The sequence below is a fragment of the Streptomyces sp. NPDC054783 genome, from assembly GCF_053611725.1.
Map to the genome: position 1 here is coordinate 1 of NZ_JBSHAY010000063.1, position 17,686 is coordinate 17,686.

Genomic DNA, 17,686 nt, shown 5'->3' on the forward strand with positions numbered 1-17,686 from the left:
CTCCGCGGTCAGCGGCACGAGGTCCGGCAGCGGACTCCTCGCCGGGGGCGAGGGAGTGGAAGGAGGCGCTGCTGATTCCGGTGACTGCGCCGTGGCATCCGGTGCGTCACGGCGTCCTCGCGACGCACGGGAGAATATCACCGGGCGCCTCCCGCTTCAGATTGAATCGTCATCACCATGAGGGAAATTCAGTGTCAGAGCAGTGGGGTGCGGGGACCGCTGCACATCCGGTCGCGGTTGCCGGGGACAGGCCGATGACCGGCACGGGGTTCCGCTGTGCCGAATGCCCACCCAGCATCCAGAAAGGGTCCGCCATTCGGCTGTGGCGTCGTCTCGATACGACGCCAGGGTTCAACTTGACTGGCACACAGGCAACTTGGGAACGGACGGGGCGGAACTTCCTGGGATGTCCTGCCGTTCGGTGGCGATCGACAGGACCGCATTCACCCTAATACACAATCTTCACCCGTCAACCAAAGGATGGGCACGACCTCGCCGCCACTCGCGTGCTTTCGCCCCACAGGCCGGCCTGCCACGCGTGTGTTCGGCGCCGAGGAGGGGGAGTGGACGCGGAACCGACCGGAGGAAGTGTGTGGATCCGGCCGGAATCAGACCGCGGCGCGGCGGCCCGGCAACTCCGCGAAATCCGCGTCCGCTTCTGCCGGTGAGATGCCGAAGCCCGCTCGAATTGCCATCCGAAACCAGTCGGTGTCGGGAGCTGCGGTGGATTCAGAAGTCATGGCTCATGACAGCGTAATACCGAGTGAATTCACCGAGATGAACATGATCTCTGTCGGTAAATCCGGATAACCGGGGCACTCGGGTTCCCGGGCAGCGGTATGGGTGACCCGCGTGAAAACCCTGGTTCGGGCTGATGATCAGGTGATCAGGCCGTTTGTGTTCCTGCCGTCAGGCTGCTTGCTGGTGCTCGTTGATGGGGCCGCCGAGTAGTTGAGTGCGGCGGACGCGGCCACCGAAGGGGATGACAGGTGCCGTCTGGCTGGTCTCCGAGGCTTGGGGAGATCGTTGGTGTGGGGATCGGTGGGGGCGGTGCCGGTTGTAGTGGTCGGTGTAGGTGTTCGGGTCGGTGCGCAGGTGCCGTTCGTACGGGAAAGGTGTTGCCGAACTGGTTGCCGTAGAAGGTGCGCTGCGGCTCGCCGATCACGACGGCGTCGAAGCCGCGGTTCGGGTCGCGGAGAGCTTGGAGGAGTTCGTTGGCGCGGGGCGGCGCTGCCAGGGCAGGGAGCGGCGGTGGCCGACGTCGAAGTACTCGCTGACGATCTGGCCCCCGGCAGGTTCGATCAGGGCTCGGGCACGGGTGAGCTGCCAGTTCCTGGAGGCCTCGGGATCTTGGAGGTCCTCGGTGGAACAGCGTCCGGCGAAGGCGAAACGGATCACGTGTAGTCAGACCCCCCAGTGCGTATGGCGTGGATCGCGTTGCGGGTGTTATGCGGCGGTCTGTCATACCTCGAATGGACGAGAAGAGCCAGCGGGCTCCGCCCGTGCTAGCCGTTTTCCGGCTTCGGGGCACGCCTGGGCGGGATCGGCGACCAAGGCGTGCAGGATATGCAGAAGGGCGGCTGCGACGGACTCGGTCACCTCGGGTGGCTCGTCGGGGAGCGACACGTGGATCTTCTTGAGGCCGTCCGGATTTGAGTGTGCCTCGGATGCGGGCTGGGGCATGCGCTGTTGGGCGCCGGGGCCAGGTGACTCGTCGGTGCTGACACATCCCGTATAGAGATGTTGCACGTCGACTTTGCCGTCCTGCGCCGGCCAATGATCGTTTGGGTAAGGCGGCTGGCTGCGGATCCCGTTGGTCCATTCCGGTTCGGACTGAACCCGGCGTACAGCCCGACTCCTCTGCCATTGGGGCCCTGACCGGGGGAACGACCTGGTCGGGGCCTTGGTGCGTCCGGCGGGGTTTCCGTCTGTACCTGCGGTTTCCTGGGAGTTCCCGGGTGATTGTGCACGGCGTGTGCACGCTGGTGCCGGGTGCCAAGGGGTGTGTCGTTGGGCTGCGAAATGGTGCGCAGGTGGCAGCCCCCGGGGTGGGATGTTCATGGCGCGATGCCGTACTCAACGACCAGCAAGGGTGTGGGTCACGCGGCCTAGTGCTGGGTTCCTCTTTAGCTGGGTATATGTCCTGGTGGCGGGGTAGTTGAGGGTGCTCGGGGGCGGGTGCTGGACGATGGTGTTACGGGCACGACCGGGGCGTGACGAGGACGAACGTGCCGTCGTTCGCCGATTGTCGCGGGCACGGAAGGCTCCGCGGGATGCAGTGATGCGGGCCCGGATGATCGAGCTGAGCTGGTCGGGGCTACGAGTGCCGGCGATCGCCATGGAACTGGACTGCAGCCAGAAGACGGTTCGGTGCTGGCTGCACCGCTTCAACCGCTTCGGTCTGTAAGGGCTGGATGATCTGGGCGGGCAGGGCCGTAAGCGACGGATCACCGAGGAGGAACGGTCGAGGATCATCTCCCTGGTCAAGACTGTGCCGCCGGGTCGGCTGCGGTGGGAGCCCGTCGGGGAGCTGTGGGCCTTCGACGAGTGCGGGCCATCTGAGTGGACGCTGGATTGTCTGGCCGCGGCAGCGCGGGCCGAGGGGATCGAGGTGGGCCGCTCACAGGTCCGCCGCATCCTGCTCGCCGAAGGCGTGCGCTGGCGCCGCACTCGATCCTGGACGCGATCGAAGGACCCGGACTTCGTCCCAAAAGGACACGGATCATCGGCCTCTACACCCAACCGCCCGACGACGCGACGGTGATCTGCGCCGACGAGCTGGGGCCCGTGATCCCGCGGACCTTCCCGCCCGCGCCCGCCTGGTCACCCGACGGGCACCGAATCAAAGCGGAACTCGACTACAGCCGCGGACCCGAGAAAACCTGGGTCTACGGGGCCTTACGCGTCCGGGACGGCCAGCAGATCACCATGGCCGCTTCCTCCCGCAACAGCGTCTTCTACCAGCAGTTCCTGCAACAGATCGAAGACGCCAACCCGACCGGCGAGCTCTGGATCGTCACCGACAATCTGTCCAGTCACAACAGCTTGTCCACCCGCACCTGGCTCGAAGACCATCCCCGCATCCACCACGCCTTCATCCCCGTGGGCGCGTGCTGGCTCAACCTGCAGGAAGGCTGGTGGCGCATCTTCCGCAAAGCGGCCCTCGCCGGCCGCTCATTCGCCAACCGCGACGACATCGAACACGCCACCACCCTTGCAACCACCCAGTTCAACTCCCGTGCCACCGCCTGGGTCTGGGGTAGACCCGCACCGCCAACCCGCCGACTACGGCGCCGATATGTGTACACCGTTTGAGGAACCCAGCACTACGGGTATGACAGACCGGGTGGAGCGGCTCCGCTGTCAGCGGTTGCTCGTGGTGCCGATGTCGACGATGTGGTTGTACCGCTCCACCAGCACGAAAAGCTTGATCTTCTGCGTCGTCTCCCCGCTGCCGAAGGTCAGGGTGACGATGACCTCATGGCCGTTACCCACGGCGCCGTTGTCGGTCACCGTCCACTTCCGCGGGACGTTTTGAGCACGCAGGACACCGTCGGCCCCGTGCTTCTTCTCCCAGGCCGCCAGTCGCTTGGCGAAGTCGGGCGTCAGGTAGTGCTTGCGGAGCACCGTTTCCAGCGTGGCGTCCGGGTCCGTGTAGTCGCCGATCGCGTCGATGTACGCGCCGTAGAAGTCGGCGACCCGGGTCACCACTTGGCCGCTCGTGCCGCTGACGGACTGCGGTGCGGCGGCGGACGACTTTGCGGGGGCATGGACGGATGCGTGTGCCGACACCTGTGTCGACACACCGAGTCCGACAGCCAGGACGAGGCCGGCGGCGACGGCCGCGCGGCGGCCCGGACGGCGGTGTGCGGGGGACTTCCTGTTCATGTGCATCTTCCTTTTCTGGTCCATATGTGGTTGCTCTCGGCCCGGTGTCTTCGTGCCGGGGCCGTCGTGGAGCTATCGCCTTTTCGGGTTGGCGGGCGCTGCCCCGGAGTCATGAACATCTGCTGCTGCGCGGACCCATTCCCCCCTGCCACGGCTCGGGACGATCGACGACGCCAAGTCCTGCTGAATCGCGCCGAATAACCCTGTCAGTGGTCGATTGACCGCCCTCCCCACCCCCGTGGCGGAGGGCGGCCCCGGTCATGCGGTCAGCGGAGCTTGTCCACGGCCCGTGACGGCCGTCTTCTTGGAGGCCTTCACCGGCGCATGCCCGAAGTCGCGAGACGGGTGTCAAAGACGCCCCAGGGGGTCACCGTGTGCAGGCCGTATCCGTGCCTGCCCTCTTCGGCAGGCAGCGTGCCGTAGTCCTTCAGCGTGGCCTCGGTCTCCGGGCCGGCCTTCTCGATGCGTGCGCACAGGACTTGACTTCGTTGCTCGGCCGCGAGAAGCGCCCCTTCGCCACAGCCGTCCTGGACAACTGCACGCTGACCTGACGGACGGTCGCTCCTGTCGAGTTCGGTGCGGAGCTCCCGGTACCAGGTCCGCGCTGTCGACGCCCACCGCCATGCGTAGACAGCGGTCCTGTTCCACCGCCTCCGGTACGCAGGCGGTGACCTTGCCGACCGTTCAGGGCGGGCTTGGATACGACGGGAGTTGGGCCGCCGTGAGGAAGCCGACGCCTTGGCCGCGACGTCTGCCAGTGTGGCGAGCGTCGTGCCGAGGGCGAGCCCGTGACGGCGAGTGCGAGGGGCGGGCCTGCTCGGGTGCGCTGGGGCATGGGTGTCTCCCGTGGATGAGTGGATGAGTGTCGTTTGTCGCCCGTCGCCGACTGGTCGGTCCGGTCCTGGTCGGTGCGACACCAAGAGCATCAGCCGTCACGACGGCTCGGCGCAACGCCGGACGCCCGCCCGGCGAGGGTGGAACCATCCCAGCCCATCTGACGTGCAGGTATATGGACCGCCTGGGATACGGGGAGACGTGGGAGGTTGGGGGAGCGGTGTCGACCGAGGACGACGTCGAGCAGTTCGCGGCGCTGCTGCGCCGGCTGAAGGACCGCACGGACCGGAGCTACGGCTCCCTGGCCCGCCGTCTCGGCATGAACACCTCCACGCTGCACCGCTACTGCGCGGGCGAGACGGTCCCGCAGGACTACGCCCCGGTGGAGCGGTTGGCTGCCTTCTGCGGAGCAACACCGGAGGAACGCCTCGATCTGCACCGCCTGTGGCTGCTCGCGGTGATGGCACGACAGCGGCCGAGGGCGGGTGAGGAGGCAGCGGAGTCGACAAAGACCGAAGGGGCACTGAAGCCGACAGGGGACGAGCGGGCTTCGGGTCTGGACAGCCGGACGGCGGGGCGTGCGGGTGGCAGCACGTGCAGTGTGGGTGGTGGCGCCGACGGCATCGGTGGTGACGGGGGCGGCACGAGCGGTTCACCACCGCGACTCGATGCGACCGCCCCCGACGCCGCACTGGCTGCTCCCGACGCTCCCGGACCGGGCAGTCGCGAGTCGACGGCCCAGTGGGATGCGGTCCGCTCAACTGGACGGCCCTGGTACCGCCGTCGCCGTATCGTCGTCGGCGCAGCCACGGCGACCGTACTGCTGGTGACGCTGGGCAGTATGTCGGCGCTGTCGGCCGACCGGTCTCACGACAACTCCGCCAAGGCCCCCGGTCAGTCCCGTACGACAGGAAGCGGTACGTCACACCACCCCTCAGCCACTGCGGCCAGCCCCTCCCGCAGCCGTTCTTCGGCCTCGCCCTCCACAGGAGTACGGGCATCAGGGAGCCCCGAGTCGAAGGGCGGATCGTCGGCTGAGACGAAGAGCGACGCCCCGGTGCCAACCGGTGTGCCGCTCGCGTGGACCGCCGACTCGCAGATCTGGGACGGCGGTTGCGGGCACGACTACATCATCGGGAAGGAGCCGGCCCAGGTGCCCCCGCCGCCAGTAGAGCAGGACGCCGGAGTGTGGGCAGCCACGCAGCAGGCGGTACCTGGGCAGCAGACGATGGTGCAGATCTCGGTGCAGGGGAAGTCGTCCACGGCCGTGGTCCTCGCTGCCCTCCGGGTCCGTATCGTCAGCCGCGGCACCCCGGTCACCGGCAACGCGTACGCCATGGGCCAGGGCTGCGGCAGTGATCTGCCGCCCCGCAACTTCTCCGTGAACCTGGACGTCGACCGCCCGATCGCCCACGCGCGCCCCGGCAACGACAGCGGAAAGCCCGTCCCCGCGGTGCAGTTCCCCTACCGCGTCTCCGCCGAGGAGCCGGAGGTGCTGCAGGTCACCGCGACGACCGAGACCTACGACTGCAACTGGTACCTGGAACTCGACTGGTCATCCCAGGGCCGCACCGGCACGGTCCGCATCGACGACCACGGCCACCCGTTCCGCACCAGCAGCATCAAGGGCCTGCCCCACTACTGGTACGGCACGAACGACCACGGTGTGCGTCAGTGGGTACCCACCGACTCTTGAGGGAACGTGGGAGCTGCTCGGACGCTTTTCGCGATGTGACCGTTCCCCGTCACCCAGGCCCATGCTGCGGGAGGGGCCGGTTGCTGCCGCTTCGGCCAGGAACGCCCGCTGCATTCCACTCAGGTTCGGTGTCGGCTCCGGCATGACACCTGTCATATGCAATACCGGATGCAGAGCACTGGGGCTCGCGGGCCGACGTCCGTACGGTACTTCCCATGACGAAGAGCAACGGGGAGAACCCACAGAAGACCGACATCAAGGTGAGCCTGATCGGCGGTCATCGCCTGGCAGGAGCCACCCTCCACGAGAGGACCGTCACCACTTCCCTCATCGGTGGTGCCGACGTCGATCTGACGGACATCGACATCCCGGACGGCACCGAGCTGCGCATCACCAAGTTGAGCCTGATCGGCGGCGTCAGCCTCAAGGTCCGCCACGACGTCCGTGTGGAGGTCCACGGGCTGCGCCTGGGCGGAGTGAAGGACGATGGCCCGAGCGAGCCGGGTGGCCCGACGGTCCGGATCGACGCCTGGGGCCTGGTTGGCGGCGTCAGCGTCACCCGCGCCTAGCTAAGGTTCAAAGAAGCCACCAACCTCCCACAGTCAGACGGCACATGATGGATCGACAGCCGAGACGCAGATATCGCTGGGGTCGTGGCCAGTGGACACGGTGCGTGACCGTCGCCGCGCCGTATCTTCACTGCATGCTGGACAGGTGCACGCTTTCCAACCGTGTTGGTGGGGTGCTGGACGATGTGCGGGAGCGTTCACCTGGGCTCATCGGGGGCTCGTCACTAGGCTGGGATCGGCTCCCGGTCTTGGTTGGAAGTCGGTGAACCGGGCTGAATGAGACGGAAACTGAGACGGCCCGTTCGGCGGCCCTTGTCAGTGGCCACGCCTAGTCTCCGACCATGAGCATGATCGGTGAGTACCTGCGTGTCACGGCTGCTGAGCTTGATCGAGCGATCCAAGACCCCGACTGGGCTCTGGGCTTCGTAGAAGAGGTCCAGGACGCCGAGGAAGAGACGGAGCCTGCGCCGGCCGAGGCGCGCCACTTCAGCACGTACAAGACCTGGGACATGCTCCGCTTCCTGCTGGCGCACGCAGAGTTCCCCGTGAACGTGATCCACGGCGAGGAGCCGTTCGCCGAGGACGAGGACTGGGGCTACGGGCCTCCGAGGTACCTACGGCCTGACCGGGTCCGGCTCGCGGCAGAAGCTCTGAGGGCTACCAGCTATGACCAGCTCGTCAGCGGCGTGGATCCTGCCGAACTGACCAGCGCCGAGGTCTATCCCCTTGGATGGAGTGAGCCCGGCTCACTGGAATGGGGGCGCCCCTGGTACGACGGCCTCACACAGTTCTTCGAGGCTGCTGCCAGGGCGGACGACGCGATGCTCGTCTGGCTGGACTGACGGGCCCTCGACGGCGATGAGACCTCAGCTTGGGAAGCGGAGGTGTTCTAGGTCATGCTTGGCGCCTGACCTGCGGCCGACTGTGCGGAACTGCTTCAACACCGGCTACAGCTTCGGGGCAGAGGGGGGCCTGAACTAGGGGCGGGGCGGTCGGATTCGAACCGACGTCCTCCGAGATGATGTCGCGGCGCACTACCTCTGTGCTACGACCCCGCCTTGCTGGTGATCATAGTCCTCACCCATGGCGATGAACAGGCGATATCAGCTGCCGGTGTCGCCACCAGCTGTCCGCCCGTCTCCCTCACGAAGGCGCACAACACTTGCCAGGCCCGTGACGTGTCCGGGTCCTGAGGATCCTCGGTCGACACCCGGCCGTAGAACGCAAACCGCGTACCACTGGCGGGCGACATGCCAGCAGGGGAGGCGTCGGCCCGCGCGCGAGGTGGACCATCCGGCCAGGCCCGAGTTGGCCACGGCTGCTGCTGGACGACGCGGCGGGCGAAGCGTACGGCGTCGAGACGCGAGAGCTCTCGTTCCTCGCCCACCTGCTCCCGCTTCCCCGAGAGCGATTGAGCACGCTGGTCAGCCATACCGGACATGACGGCTGACCGCTCCACGAGGTCGCAATCGGAGCTACAGCAGGCCGATATTGGTGAGGGGGACGTTACAGTCGTCGCTCCCCATGTCGCCGTGGCCGTCCCGAGCTGCGACCGGTAGCGCAGACAGCATCAACCCGGCGAGGGCAACGGCCACGGCGGCGAAGACGCGACGCTTCACGATTCCTCCTCGACGGCGGTGCCAGGCCGCGTGGACCGTATCGGGTACGAGGACCACGGGATCGAAGGCATCGAGTACGTCGAGTCGTTGAAGCCGCTGATCGCCGAACTGCCACCCCGGGACCGGAAGATCCTGTCCCTGCGCTTCGTCGCGGGCCTGACCCAGTCGGAGATCGGTGACGAACTCGGCATCTCCCAGATACATGTCTCGCGGCTGCTGTCGCGGACGCTGGTGCGGCTGCGCAAGGGGCTGACCGTCGAGGAGTGACGGCGCGCTGGCGACCGGAGGAGTGGCGGGAGGGTAGGCCCTCCGTCGACTCACGCGGCACGGCCCGGCGGAACACGCCGGGCCGCTTCGTCGTTCAGAGGTGCTTCGCCGCGCGGGGGTGCCTCGTAGTACAGGCACTCCGCCGCGCGGAACACCTCGCCGTACGCGGCACTCGGCCGTGCCGCTGCTCGAACTCGTCAGACGGGACGTTGCGCGAACTGTTATCCGGTTACCCTCGGTAGCATCTTTTCCGAAGGGCGCCCCTCCACCACCATGGGCCACCCAAACCGACTGGTACGTCGGGACCATGGGGGACGGAGGGCACGCATGGCTCAGGGCGACCGGACCCATTCGGGCGAGGGCATCGAGGACGTGCCGGACGCGCGGCTCACCGAATTGCTGCGCTCCGCCTCCGCGACGGCCTACCCGGCGCTGCAGGAACTGCGCCGCCGGCACCAGCCGTCGGTCCTGGCCTACGCCCGCCCGTGCACCACGAGCGAGTCCACCGCCCGCCGGCTGGCCGCGGAGGCCCTCACCACCGCGGCCCGCGACCTGGCACGCGGCACCAGCCGACCGTCCCCCTGCGGCACCACCTGCTGCTCCTGGCCGCCCGGTCGACGGCCTTCTGGGCGCGCGACGAGCGCGCGGCGGGCCTGGACCCCGCCCTGCTGCTGGTGCTGAACGCCGGCGGTCTGCCCGACGGGCCGACCCCGCCCCTGCTCCCCGCGTTCCAGTCGCTCTCGTCGCGCCTGCAGGGCCTGCTCTGGTACGGCGTCCTCGAAGAGGAACCCCCGGAGCGAACCGCCGCGTTCCTCGGCCTCGGCCCCGCCGACGTCGTCTACGACACCCCGCAGGCTCTCAAGGCGCTGGCCCAGGCCTGCCTGAGACACCGTCTGGCCGCCTCCGACGACCCGCGCTGCGCCGACTTCCGCCGACTGATCGAGGAGGCGGTACGGCCGGACGGGCCCCGCTACAGCGCCGACCTGGACGCCCACCGGGCGCACTGTCCCTACTGAGCGGCCGCGATCGAGGCCCTGGCCGCCCTGCGGGACACCCCGAGGCAGGCGCTGGCGGAAGGCCTGCTGCCCTGGCGGGGAACGTTGTACATCCGGAACAGCGCCACGACGGCCGCTGCGCCCAAGCCGCTGACGACACGCCCGGGTTGGCTGCCCCAACGCCGCTACCTGCTGGCCTCCGCGGCCCTGGGCGTGGCCCTCGCCCCGCTCCTGGTGTTCCTCCTGACCCGCACCGACGACCTCCATGGCCGGCCGGTCGCGGCGACCCCCGCACCCCCACCGGTGACGGTCACGGCGACGGTCTCGACATCCCCTTCCCCGTCACCGACGCCCTCGCGCACGAGCAAGTCCCCGTCCCCCACCAGGACTTCGCACCGGCCGACCACGCCGGCGGCTCCGCCGCCCAAGCCCACGCCCAAGCCGCCGCAGGCCCCGGCGACCCACGCGCCGAACGGCCCCTACGCCCCGATCGTCAACAACGCGACGGGGTGGTGCCTGGACGTCCGGGCCGCTGACCTCCGGGACGGCTGGTTCGACAACGGCGACGACGTGGTCACCGCACCGTGCGACGGCACCGACACCCAACTGTGGCGCGTCGACGCCGGGCGCCAGGTCGTCCAGTCGTACGCCGACGACGACTTCTGCCTCGACAGTCGCGGCGCGACGGACCGCGGCGTCGGCGTCTGGACGTGTCCCTCGGTCGACGGCGGCAACGTGGAGAACCTCAGGTTCTCCGTGCACGACGACGGGCTGATCGTGCCGGACATCGGCCGGGGCACGGCGGTGACCGCCACCGGCGGCTACGACGTGGGGCTGGAGCCTGCCGACGGGAGCGCGTCGAAATGGCACGCGGGGCGGCCCCAGTGAGGGCCGGGGCCGCCCCGCGAGAACAGGTCGCGAAAGCGGCAGATGGTTCTGATCACCGGCGGTGTCTGGGCCTTGGCCGAGCCGGTCGTCACAGCCCCACCGGTCTATCAGCAGCCGCGGTCCACGTGCAGAGGCTACAGCCTTCGGATCATCGGCAAGTCTGAACATTGTCAACTGATTGTAAATCCAGGCGTCACCCTGGGGATTTACACGTGCGTCTCGGTCGCTGTGAATGTGTCCGCGGTGCCGGTCTACGCCAGGAGCACGAGGGCGGCGACGGGATGCGTGGAGGCGTTTCTCGTGGCCGTAAGGCTTGCAGTGGAAGCGGAGCTAACCGTGGTGAGGAGAGCGCCTCCGTACGGTGAGAGAAGCAGCAGCCATGGCGACACGCCGGACTACCTTGTTCATCGTCTTTCCTCCTGGAAGTCCGTCTCGCAATGTCCGAGAGTGCTGTCCTGCGTCATGGCTGCGGCACTGGGTCGAACCTACGGACGCCGGCGGCTGATACGTGCAGGAGCCCCCAGGCCTCGGCTCTGGACGCGGTGTCGACGCCCGGTGCCTGGATCCCGGCTGCCCCGCCACCGGTGCCGACCGCACCATCCGGTCGCGGCCCGGGCCACTACCCACGTTCTTTCAGGGGCGCGCCGTCTTCCTCGCTGCCGCACAGCCGGTGGGTCAGGACCGTGCGGTGCTTGTTCACCCGGTCAAGGGCGAAGGCCGCGATGAGAGCTCCCACCATGGGGGCGAGCAGGTACACCCACAAGAAGGACGACTGCCCGGACGCCATGGCCGGTCCGAACTGGCGTGCCGGGTTGACCGAGCCTCCTGTGGTGGTTCCCAGCAGGGCAATCGCTCCGCCGATCAGGAGGCCGACCAGCCAGGGGACCAGGTGTGCCAGGCGAGGGGCCTGGAGAAAGAACCCGACGAGGTACACGATGACAGCCATGCTGGCGGCCTCGGCGCCAAACAACTCAGCCGCCGTCCAGCCTGCGCCGGGCTGCAACACGGCGTAGGCGACCGGGGGGTCTTCGGCCGCCGGGCCCCATACGGCGCCGGCCAGGAGTACTCCCAGAACGGAGCCGATGAGCTGTGCCAGGACGTATGGGACAACGGAAGCGCCCGGGAAGACGCCGAACCGCCACATCGCTAGAGAGATTGCTGGATTGATGTGTCCGCCGCTCGTCCTGCCGGGCCGGCTGAGGATGAGAGCGGCGATCAGTAGTCCGACGGCTGCCCCGACGATCACCAATTGCAGATGAACCCGATCGACTTGGTCGGAGATGAAGGAGGGGCCCATCACCCGCCGGACGATCGTGGTGACGCCGAACAGCAGCACAAAAGCGAGATAGCACTCCAGGGCGCTGTGACCCGCGATCGTCGCAGGCCGCGGAGGGGCGCAGGGCGCAACGCACGCCAGCCGCGACGGTTACGCTCGCAAGCCGCACCCTGAACAGGGATTTACCCTCTTCCTTCCCTCCGCGCGCGTGCTCCCTGCCCGTCAGTGGCCCCGTGAGGTGTGGGTGAAGGTGGCTTGGGGGGTTGTCGCACCAGACCCGTCAATTCCCGGTTTTTGCCTTCACGGCGGTTGCGAGTTTGCGTGCGTTCTCCTCGGCCGTCTGTCTCGCTTGAGAGCGGGTATCAGTGGAGGTGGAGAAAATGATGTCGTGACCGATCCGGGAGACGATTGCGGTGGTCCCCGCGACAGGGTTGACATTGGAGGTCATGTCGATTTCGAGGCTGTCGTCGCCCAGGCCTGGCAGTGCTTTCGTCGTTGCTGTGACGGTGATCGGTGCTCCGTCGGTGTCCTTGAAGGTGGAGCAGCTTCGCGCGTACTTCTTCAGGCGGTCCATGGCGGTCCAGGCGTCGGTGCTGCGGTAGGAGTCGATATCCTCGATGTACTCGGCTTGCGCGGCGTTGGCGAAGTAGGAGCTGGCGTAGGAGGCGGGCCCGACGTTGGAGGCCTCAGACCACGTAGTGCTCAGGAGCCATTCGCAGTGTGCTTTGACAGGCTTGGTGAATGGGCCGCCGAAATGCGTACCACTGTTGAGTGGGTACCCTTTCTGCACCCTGTACCTTTTGCCTTTGGGTAGGTCGCGGACCGATAGAAGCAGGGTTGACAGGTCTTCCCCGGTCCACACGTCGTGGTCGGGGCCTGCGGACTGGGCGGAAGCCCGCGCGGAGGCCTCGGTGGTCTTGGAGGCCGACGAGGATGAGCACGCGCTCACGTCGAGCGCAAGCGGCAGGAACGCCACGCCGATGAGAAACCCTTTGGTTCTTCTACGCATCATGGCTCCCCCGGGTCAGCTGGCAGGGGCAGATCATCAACACTTGCTCGAACCTCCGTAGTGGCATCGTTTCTGGCACAAGGGATGGTGGGACCGCTGCCGGCTGGCGAGCGGGTGTCCGCATGCGGGCCCCGGCTCTGGGTGAGCCGGGGCCCGCACGGTGTGGGTGTTTAGCTGAGTTGTGTGTAGGGGGTCTGGTCGTAGTCGAGTGCGCTCACCTCGGATGCGGGGAGGGCGGTGCTGTAGAGCTGGACGTTGCTGATGTCGGCGTTGGCGTATTCGCCGTAGGTGCCTTGGTAGAGGCGGCGGCCGATTTGGACGGGGCCGGTGGCGGGCCAGGGGGTGCCGGCGAAGGTTTTGGTCGCGGTGAGGGTTCCGTTGACGTAGAGGTTGAGGGTGTTTGTGGGGCCGTCGTAGACGCCGACGAGGTGGGTCCATGTGCCGGTGGCGGCTTTGGTGCCGTAGACGGCGGTGAAGGCGGTGCTGGTGGTGTCGTCGTTGTGGCGGCTGAAGGCCCATTTCTGGGAGCCGGAGGAGTAGTACAGCTGGTAGGCGTTGGCGTTGCCGGCGGTGTCGGATTGGGAGACGAAGGTGGAGTTGTTGGTCAGGCTGTTGAGCTTGACCCAGGCTGAGACGCTGAAGCTGTTGTTGTCGGTGGTGGTGCCGTCGGCGGGGTCGGTGTGGGTGCCGGTGGCAAGGGCGCTGGAGGTGCTTGCGGCATAGCCGGTGGTGCCGTCCAGGCGGAGGACGTTTCCGCGGCTGGAGTCGTTGGTCCAGGTGGCGGCGCCGTTGAGGGTGGCGTTGTTGGTGCCGACGGAGTCGGTTGCGGTGGTGCCGGTGGCGTCGTTGAGGGGCCAGGCGGCGCTCGCGGCGTTGTAGTAGCCGACTGTCACGGGCGAGCCGAAGGTGGCCGTGCCCTTGGTGTCGGGGGAGGCGCCGGGGTATTCGATGAGTTCGCCGGCGGGTGTGGTCGTGTAGAGGTCTGGGTAGCCGGCGGTGGTTCCGTTGAGGTTTCCGGGCGAGGCGATGGTCGGGTAGTCACTGGTCGCGAGAGTGACGGGCAGAGTGGTGGGGCCGTTGCTGTTCCAGTTGTCCGGCGCGCTGGAGGTCCAGCTCTGGGCGCCGGTGCCGTTGCAGGTGTGCAGTTGCAGCTGGGTCCCTGTGGTGGTGGAGGAGTTGGGGTCGTCCAGGCACTTGCCTGATTCGGGGTTGACCAGTGAATGGTCGGAGCCGGGTGTCCACTGCTGGGCGCCGGTGCCGTTGCAATTCCACAGGTCGATCGGGGTGCCGTCGGTGGTGCCGCTGTGGGTGACGTCCAGGCACTTGCCGAGCACGCGGATCGTGCCGTCCTTGGCCGGGGTCCAGGACTGGGCGAGGGTGTTGTTGCAGCCCCAGATCTGGATCTTGTTCCCGTTCTGGGTGGCGGAGTGGGAGTCGTCCGCGCACAGGCTGGAGCCGTCGGAGGCGGTGAGTGGGGAGGTCAGCGGAAAGGAGCTGGGTGCGGGCAGCAACGGGGGCAGGCCGTTGCCGTCAGGGGTGAGGGGGAAGGTGTACAGGGTGCCGGTGTTGTTGTCGCGGGCCCACAGGGTGGGGGTGCTGCTGACGGTTCCGGGTGCGATGAGTGTGAAGTGGGACCAGTCGCCGGTGCCGAGCAGCACGGGTGTGGTGCTGGTGGTACCGCCGGTGGCGGGGCCGAGGTAGCTGCTGTCCTGCGCGGAGCCTTTGTAGAGCCAGAGTTGCTTGTTCTCGATCGTGATCAGATCGGGGTAGCCGGTTCCGTAGACGTCGCCGGGAGCGATCATCTGGGTCACCGAGGACCAGTCGGCTGCGTTGTAGGTGTCGCAGTTGGTGGCGTTGTCCGACGTGGGCAGGCACTGGGGTCGGGCGAGAGGTCCGTAGACGTCCGCAGTGTCGGTGAAGTGGCCGGCGGTGCCTGAGGAGATGGCGCCGTCGTTCTTGTAGACGTACAGGTCGTGGCTGCTTTTGTTGTAGGCGAACAGGTCGTCCAGGCCGTCCTGTTTGAGGCTGCCGCGGTGGGTGATCAGGTAGTGGTTCCAGCCGGTCTTGCCGTCGGGGCTCTGGGATGCGGTGGAGGCGACGGTGGGGGAGTTCCCGGGGTCGGTGTTGCCCGGCAGGAGCGTGAGGTCGCCGCTCTTGGTGGTGCCCAGCAGATCGGGGACGCCGTCCCCGTTGAGGTCGCCTGCGGCGACCTTGGTGGCCTTGTTCCAGGGGGCGTAGAAGGTGTACGTGGCCGGCAGCGCCTGGGTGTTGCCGGCGTGGTCCTCGGCTTCGACGTAGAGGGTGTGGGTGCCCCATGTCGTCGGGTCGAGCGGGATCGATGCGCTGGGTGTGCCGCTGGAGTTGGTCGTCGCGGTGACGTAGTCGAGGCAGTTGACGTCCGGCTGTACGTCGAGTGCGTAGCAAAAGCGCCAGACGTCGCTGGACAGGCAAGTGCCGCGGGTGCACCCGGTCGGGGTGGGGTCGCTGCTGGTGACGGTGATGCTGCTGCTCTGCCCGGCGTAACCGGTGGGCGTCTGGCCACTTCCGGAGGGCGGGAACACCGCACTCGGCGCGGTCACCGAGGCCTGGGACGGCGGGGTCAGGTCGACCTTGAAGCCGCATGGACTGTTCCAGGAGGAATACAGGGTTCCGTCGTAGGCGCGGACCTGCCATCCGTACTGGTGGCCGTCCTCCACCGTGGTGCCGATGTTGATGTGCACCGTTGTGCCGGAGGCGACGTAGCCGCTGCTCGGGGTTGCGACGGTGGCCGCGTTTCCGCTGCTGTTGGCGGTCTGGTCGTCCCAGACGGTGTAGTCGGCCTTGACGTTCTCGCCGCTGACGTTGGAGGTCAGTTTGGCATTGAGTGTGATGTCGCTGGCGTTGCCGTCCAGTGCCGTCTGGCCGATCCAACCGCGCGTGCTGCTGCCGCAGTTGGCGCCGGAGGGGTTCTGCGCGTTGGGTGTGGTGGCCTCGCCGGTCGGGGTGTCGGGCGGGATGTCGTAGGTGGTTTGGATGTAGGGGTTGGTGGAGTACCGCATGAAGTCGATGTCGCTGGCGGAGGAATCCTCGTTGCCGTACAGGCCGACGGTCCAGGTGTCGTCGTTGGCCGCGGCTACGGATGCGATCTTGTCGGTCACCGTGAACGTCACGCTCTGGTCGCCGCAACTGGTGGGCTGGTTGACGTAGGCGCCGTTGTAGGCGCTGGTCGGGTTCTTGGTGTCGATGGTGGAGACCACGCTGGGCTGGGTGTCCCAGTACATGCCGGAGGTGATGCGTCCGGTCCACTTGAGGGTCAGCGGTGCGGTGTGTGTGCATCCGTAGGCTTCGGCGTAGGTCTCCGTCAGATGCAGGTCTGCCTTGATGATGTGCATGCTGCTGTTGAGATTGCTGGTGTCCAGCTCGTAGAACGCGCGCTCGGCGCCGATGCAGTCGCCGTTGGACGAGGCGTAGCGCTGGTAGCCGACTCCTTCGCCGAAGCGCTGCGGGTAGTCGTACTCGTGGGAGCTGGCGGAGGAGGAGTCGCAGCCCCGCTGGGCCTCGAAGTAGTGGTTGGTGGGCTCGCTCGGGGCGACGCCTGGGTCGATGTACACCGGCCAGGTGGTGTTGGTGCCGGTGAGCATGGACGAGTCGGGGGTAAGGGTGAGGCCGCTGCTGGTGGTCGTCATGGTCACCGGCGCGACGTCGGCACCCGGCGCCGGCCCGTCGGCGGGCGAGGCGGTGGACGTGGTGTCGTCCAGACGCATGGACGCGGCCTGAGGATTGGCCGTTGTGGTTGTGGAATCCCACATCACCGGGGCGCTGCTGGTGTAGGCGGTGGTGCCGTCCGCTGCCTTTGCGGTCATCCCGCCGTCAGCCGTACCGGCAAGGGTGAGTCCCTGGGTGGTGGCTGCCAGGGTCAGCCGGCGTAGATCGGGGTTGGCGGCGGCCGTGGCGTCGTGGACGATCAGCACGTCGCTGAAGCCGCCCTGTTCGCTGATGGTGGCCTGGAGATCGACGCCGGGCAGGACCGAAGAGTACAGCGCGGTGTCCCCGCTGACCGCCGGGGTCGGCAAGGTGAACGGCACGGAGAGCGAGAGGCTGCGGCCGGCCCGGTCGGTGAGGCTGACGAGGGGACTGCTGCCGCCGCCCGAGAGGGTGACACCGTTGGGTGTCGCCGCCGTGCTGAACGAGCCGTCCGAGTTCTTCACCAGTGATGCGTCCACCGGTGTCCAGGTGTCGTTCTTCATCACCCGTACCGGCTGGACGTACTCGGTCGTCGTGAGCGATCCGTCCGGATTGGCCGTCGTGGTTGACGTCTCGCTGGTCAGCGAGTCGACAGGGACGGATTTGCCGGTGACCTGGGCCTGCAGGAGGGCGCTTTGGGTGGGGTTGCCGGGGGTGGGGTCGCTGGTGTCCGCGGCGGCGGTCGGGGCTGCCCCGAAGACTAGCGCCCCCAGGACCGCGATGACGGCCAGGTGGTGCGGCGCGGTGGACCAGCGCCTGCGGTGCAGGCGCGTTCTTCCCCCCATGGGAACCCCTTCAAGGTGTGGATCAGGACACGTGTCCGGTCCGACGAGCCATCAGTGACGTACGCGTACGCAGGTGGACTGAACATGGTGGCCAGGCGCTGATGGGCGAGTTGAGTGACAGGAGCGGCCGCAGTTCC

12 protein-coding genes and 2 pseudogenes are annotated in these 17,686 nt (G+C 67.6%); 7 read left to right on the plus strand and 7 right to left on the minus strand.

What is annotated here, in order from left to right; genetic code table 11:
• Positions 1–608: 608 nt before the first annotated feature.
• The gene (locus tag ACWGJ5_RS44780; protein ID WP_453315353.1) at positions 609–740 is read right to left on the minus strand and encodes a hypothetical protein; all 132 of its coding nucleotides are present in this window, start codon (positions 738–740) and stop codon (positions 609–611) included.
• A 421-nt stretch (positions 741–1,161) separates the two neighbouring features.
• The gene (locus tag ACWGJ5_RS44785) at positions 1,162–1,398 is read right to left on the minus strand and encodes a hypothetical protein (RefSeq protein WP_453315354.1); all 237 of its coding nucleotides are present in this window, start codon (positions 1,396–1,398) and stop codon (positions 1,162–1,164) included.
• 883 nt (positions 1,399–2,281) lie between these two features.
• On the opposite strand from ACWGJ5_RS44785, the gene ACWGJ5_RS44790 reads away from it, so the two are divergent.
• Both ACWGJ5_RS44790 and ACWGJ5_RS44795 read left to right on the plus strand, forming a co-directional pair.
• Positions 2,282–2,407, plus strand: a complete 126-nt coding sequence (locus tag ACWGJ5_RS44790) for a helix-turn-helix domain-containing protein (RefSeq protein WP_453315355.1) — start codon at positions 2,282–2,284, stop codon at positions 2,405–2,407.
• A gap of 353 nt (positions 2,408–2,760) precedes the next feature.
• A complete protein-coding gene (locus ACWGJ5_RS44795; RefSeq protein WP_453315356.1) occupies positions 2,761–3,315 on the plus strand; it encodes a transposase in 555 nt (184 codons plus the stop codon).
• 48 nt (positions 3,316–3,363) lie between these two features.
• Here the strand turns inward: ACWGJ5_RS44795 and ACWGJ5_RS44800 are convergent, their stop codons facing one another.
• On the minus strand, positions 3,364–3,888 hold the full coding sequence (locus ACWGJ5_RS44800) for a hypothetical protein (protein ID WP_453315357.1): 525 nt from the start codon (positions 3,886–3,888) through the stop codon (positions 3,364–3,366).
• 1,009 nt (positions 3,889–4,897) lie between these two features.
• Between ACWGJ5_RS44800 and ACWGJ5_RS44805 the strand changes: the two genes are divergently transcribed.
• The 3 genes from ACWGJ5_RS44805 to ACWGJ5_RS44815 all read left to right on the plus strand — a co-directional run bounded on the left by ACWGJ5_RS44805 (position 4,898) and on the right by ACWGJ5_RS44815 (position 7,829).
• Positions 4,898–6,418 (plus strand): helix-turn-helix domain-containing protein, encoded by a 1,521-nt coding sequence (locus ACWGJ5_RS44805; RefSeq protein ID WP_453315358.1) that lies wholly within the window; start codon positions 4,898–4,900, stop codon positions 6,416–6,418.
• A 215-nt stretch (positions 6,419–6,633) separates the two neighbouring features.
• A complete protein-coding gene (locus tag ACWGJ5_RS44810; protein ID WP_453315359.1) occupies positions 6,634–6,987 on the plus strand; it encodes a hypothetical protein in 354 nt (117 codons plus the stop codon).
• A 341-nt stretch (positions 6,988–7,328) separates the two neighbouring features.
• Complete coding sequence (locus tag ACWGJ5_RS44815) at positions 7,329–7,829, plus strand: YfbM family protein (RefSeq protein ID WP_453315360.1); 501 nt, start codon at positions 7,329–7,331, stop codon at positions 7,827–7,829.
• Between the two features lie 633 nt (positions 7,830–8,462).
• Here the strand turns inward: ACWGJ5_RS44815 and ACWGJ5_RS44820 are convergent.
• On the minus strand, positions 8,463–8,606 hold the full coding sequence (locus ACWGJ5_RS44820) for a hypothetical protein (protein WP_453315361.1): 144 nt from the start codon (positions 8,604–8,606) through the stop codon (positions 8,463–8,465).
• 33 nt (positions 8,607–8,639) lie between these two features.
• Here ACWGJ5_RS44820 and ACWGJ5_RS44825 point away from each other — a divergent pair.
• A pseudogene (locus tag ACWGJ5_RS44825) lies at positions 8,640–8,873 on the plus strand (sigma-70 family RNA polymerase sigma factor); the annotation flags it as partial.
• A 327-nt stretch (positions 8,874–9,200) separates the two neighbouring features.
• A pseudogene (locus tag ACWGJ5_RS44830) lies at positions 9,201–10,756 on the plus strand (RICIN domain-containing protein).
• Between the two features lie 619 nt (positions 10,757–11,375).
• Here the strand turns inward: ACWGJ5_RS44830 and ACWGJ5_RS44835 are convergent.
• The 3 genes from ACWGJ5_RS44835 to ACWGJ5_RS44845 form a co-directional block, all read right to left on the minus strand.
• Entirely contained in the window at positions 11,376–12,092 is a 717-nt protein-coding gene (locus tag ACWGJ5_RS44835; RefSeq protein ID WP_453315362.1) for an MIP/aquaporin family protein, read from the minus strand.
• A gap of 220 nt (positions 12,093–12,312) precedes the next feature.
• Positions 12,313–13,044 (minus strand): hypothetical protein, encoded by a 732-nt coding sequence (locus ACWGJ5_RS44840; RefSeq protein WP_453315363.1) that lies wholly within the window; start codon positions 13,042–13,044, stop codon positions 12,313–12,315.
• A gap of 167 nt (positions 13,045–13,211) precedes the next feature.
• Positions 13,212–17,549 (minus strand): LamG-like jellyroll fold domain-containing protein, encoded by a 4,338-nt coding sequence (locus tag ACWGJ5_RS44845; RefSeq protein ID WP_453315364.1) that lies wholly within the window; start codon positions 17,547–17,549, stop codon positions 13,212–13,214.
• Positions 17,550–17,686: the final 137 nt, after the last annotated feature.

Coding starts and splice junctions, on each gene's coding strand:
- ACWGJ5_RS44780 (WP_453315353.1), bottom strand. CDS start 740: ATGACTTCTGAATCCACCGCAGCTCCCGACACCGACTGGTTTCGGATG.
- ACWGJ5_RS44790 (WP_453315355.1), top strand. CDS start 2,282: ATGCGGGCCCGGATGATCGAGCTGAGCTGGTCGGGGCTACGAGTGCCG.
- ACWGJ5_RS44800 (WP_453315357.1), bottom strand. CDS start 3,888: ATGAACAGGAAGTCCCCCGCACACCGCCGTCCGGGCCGCCGCGCGGCC.
- ACWGJ5_RS44805 (WP_453315358.1), top strand. CDS start 4,898: ATGGACCGCCTGGGATACGGGGAGACGTGGGAGGTTGGGGGAGCGGTG.
- ACWGJ5_RS44810 (WP_453315359.1), top strand. CDS start 6,634: ATGACGAAGAGCAACGGGGAGAACCCACAGAAGACCGACATCAAGGTG.
- ACWGJ5_RS44815 (WP_453315360.1), top strand. CDS start 7,329: ATGAGCATGATCGGTGAGTACCTGCGTGTCACGGCTGCTGAGCTTGAT.
- ACWGJ5_RS44840 (WP_453315363.1), bottom strand. CDS start 13,044: ATGATGCGTAGAAGAACCAAAGGGTTTCTCATCGGCGTGGCGTTCCTG.
- ACWGJ5_RS44845 (WP_453315364.1), bottom strand. CDS start 17,549: ATGGGGGGAAGAACGCGCCTGCACCGCAGGCGCTGGTCCACCGCGCCG.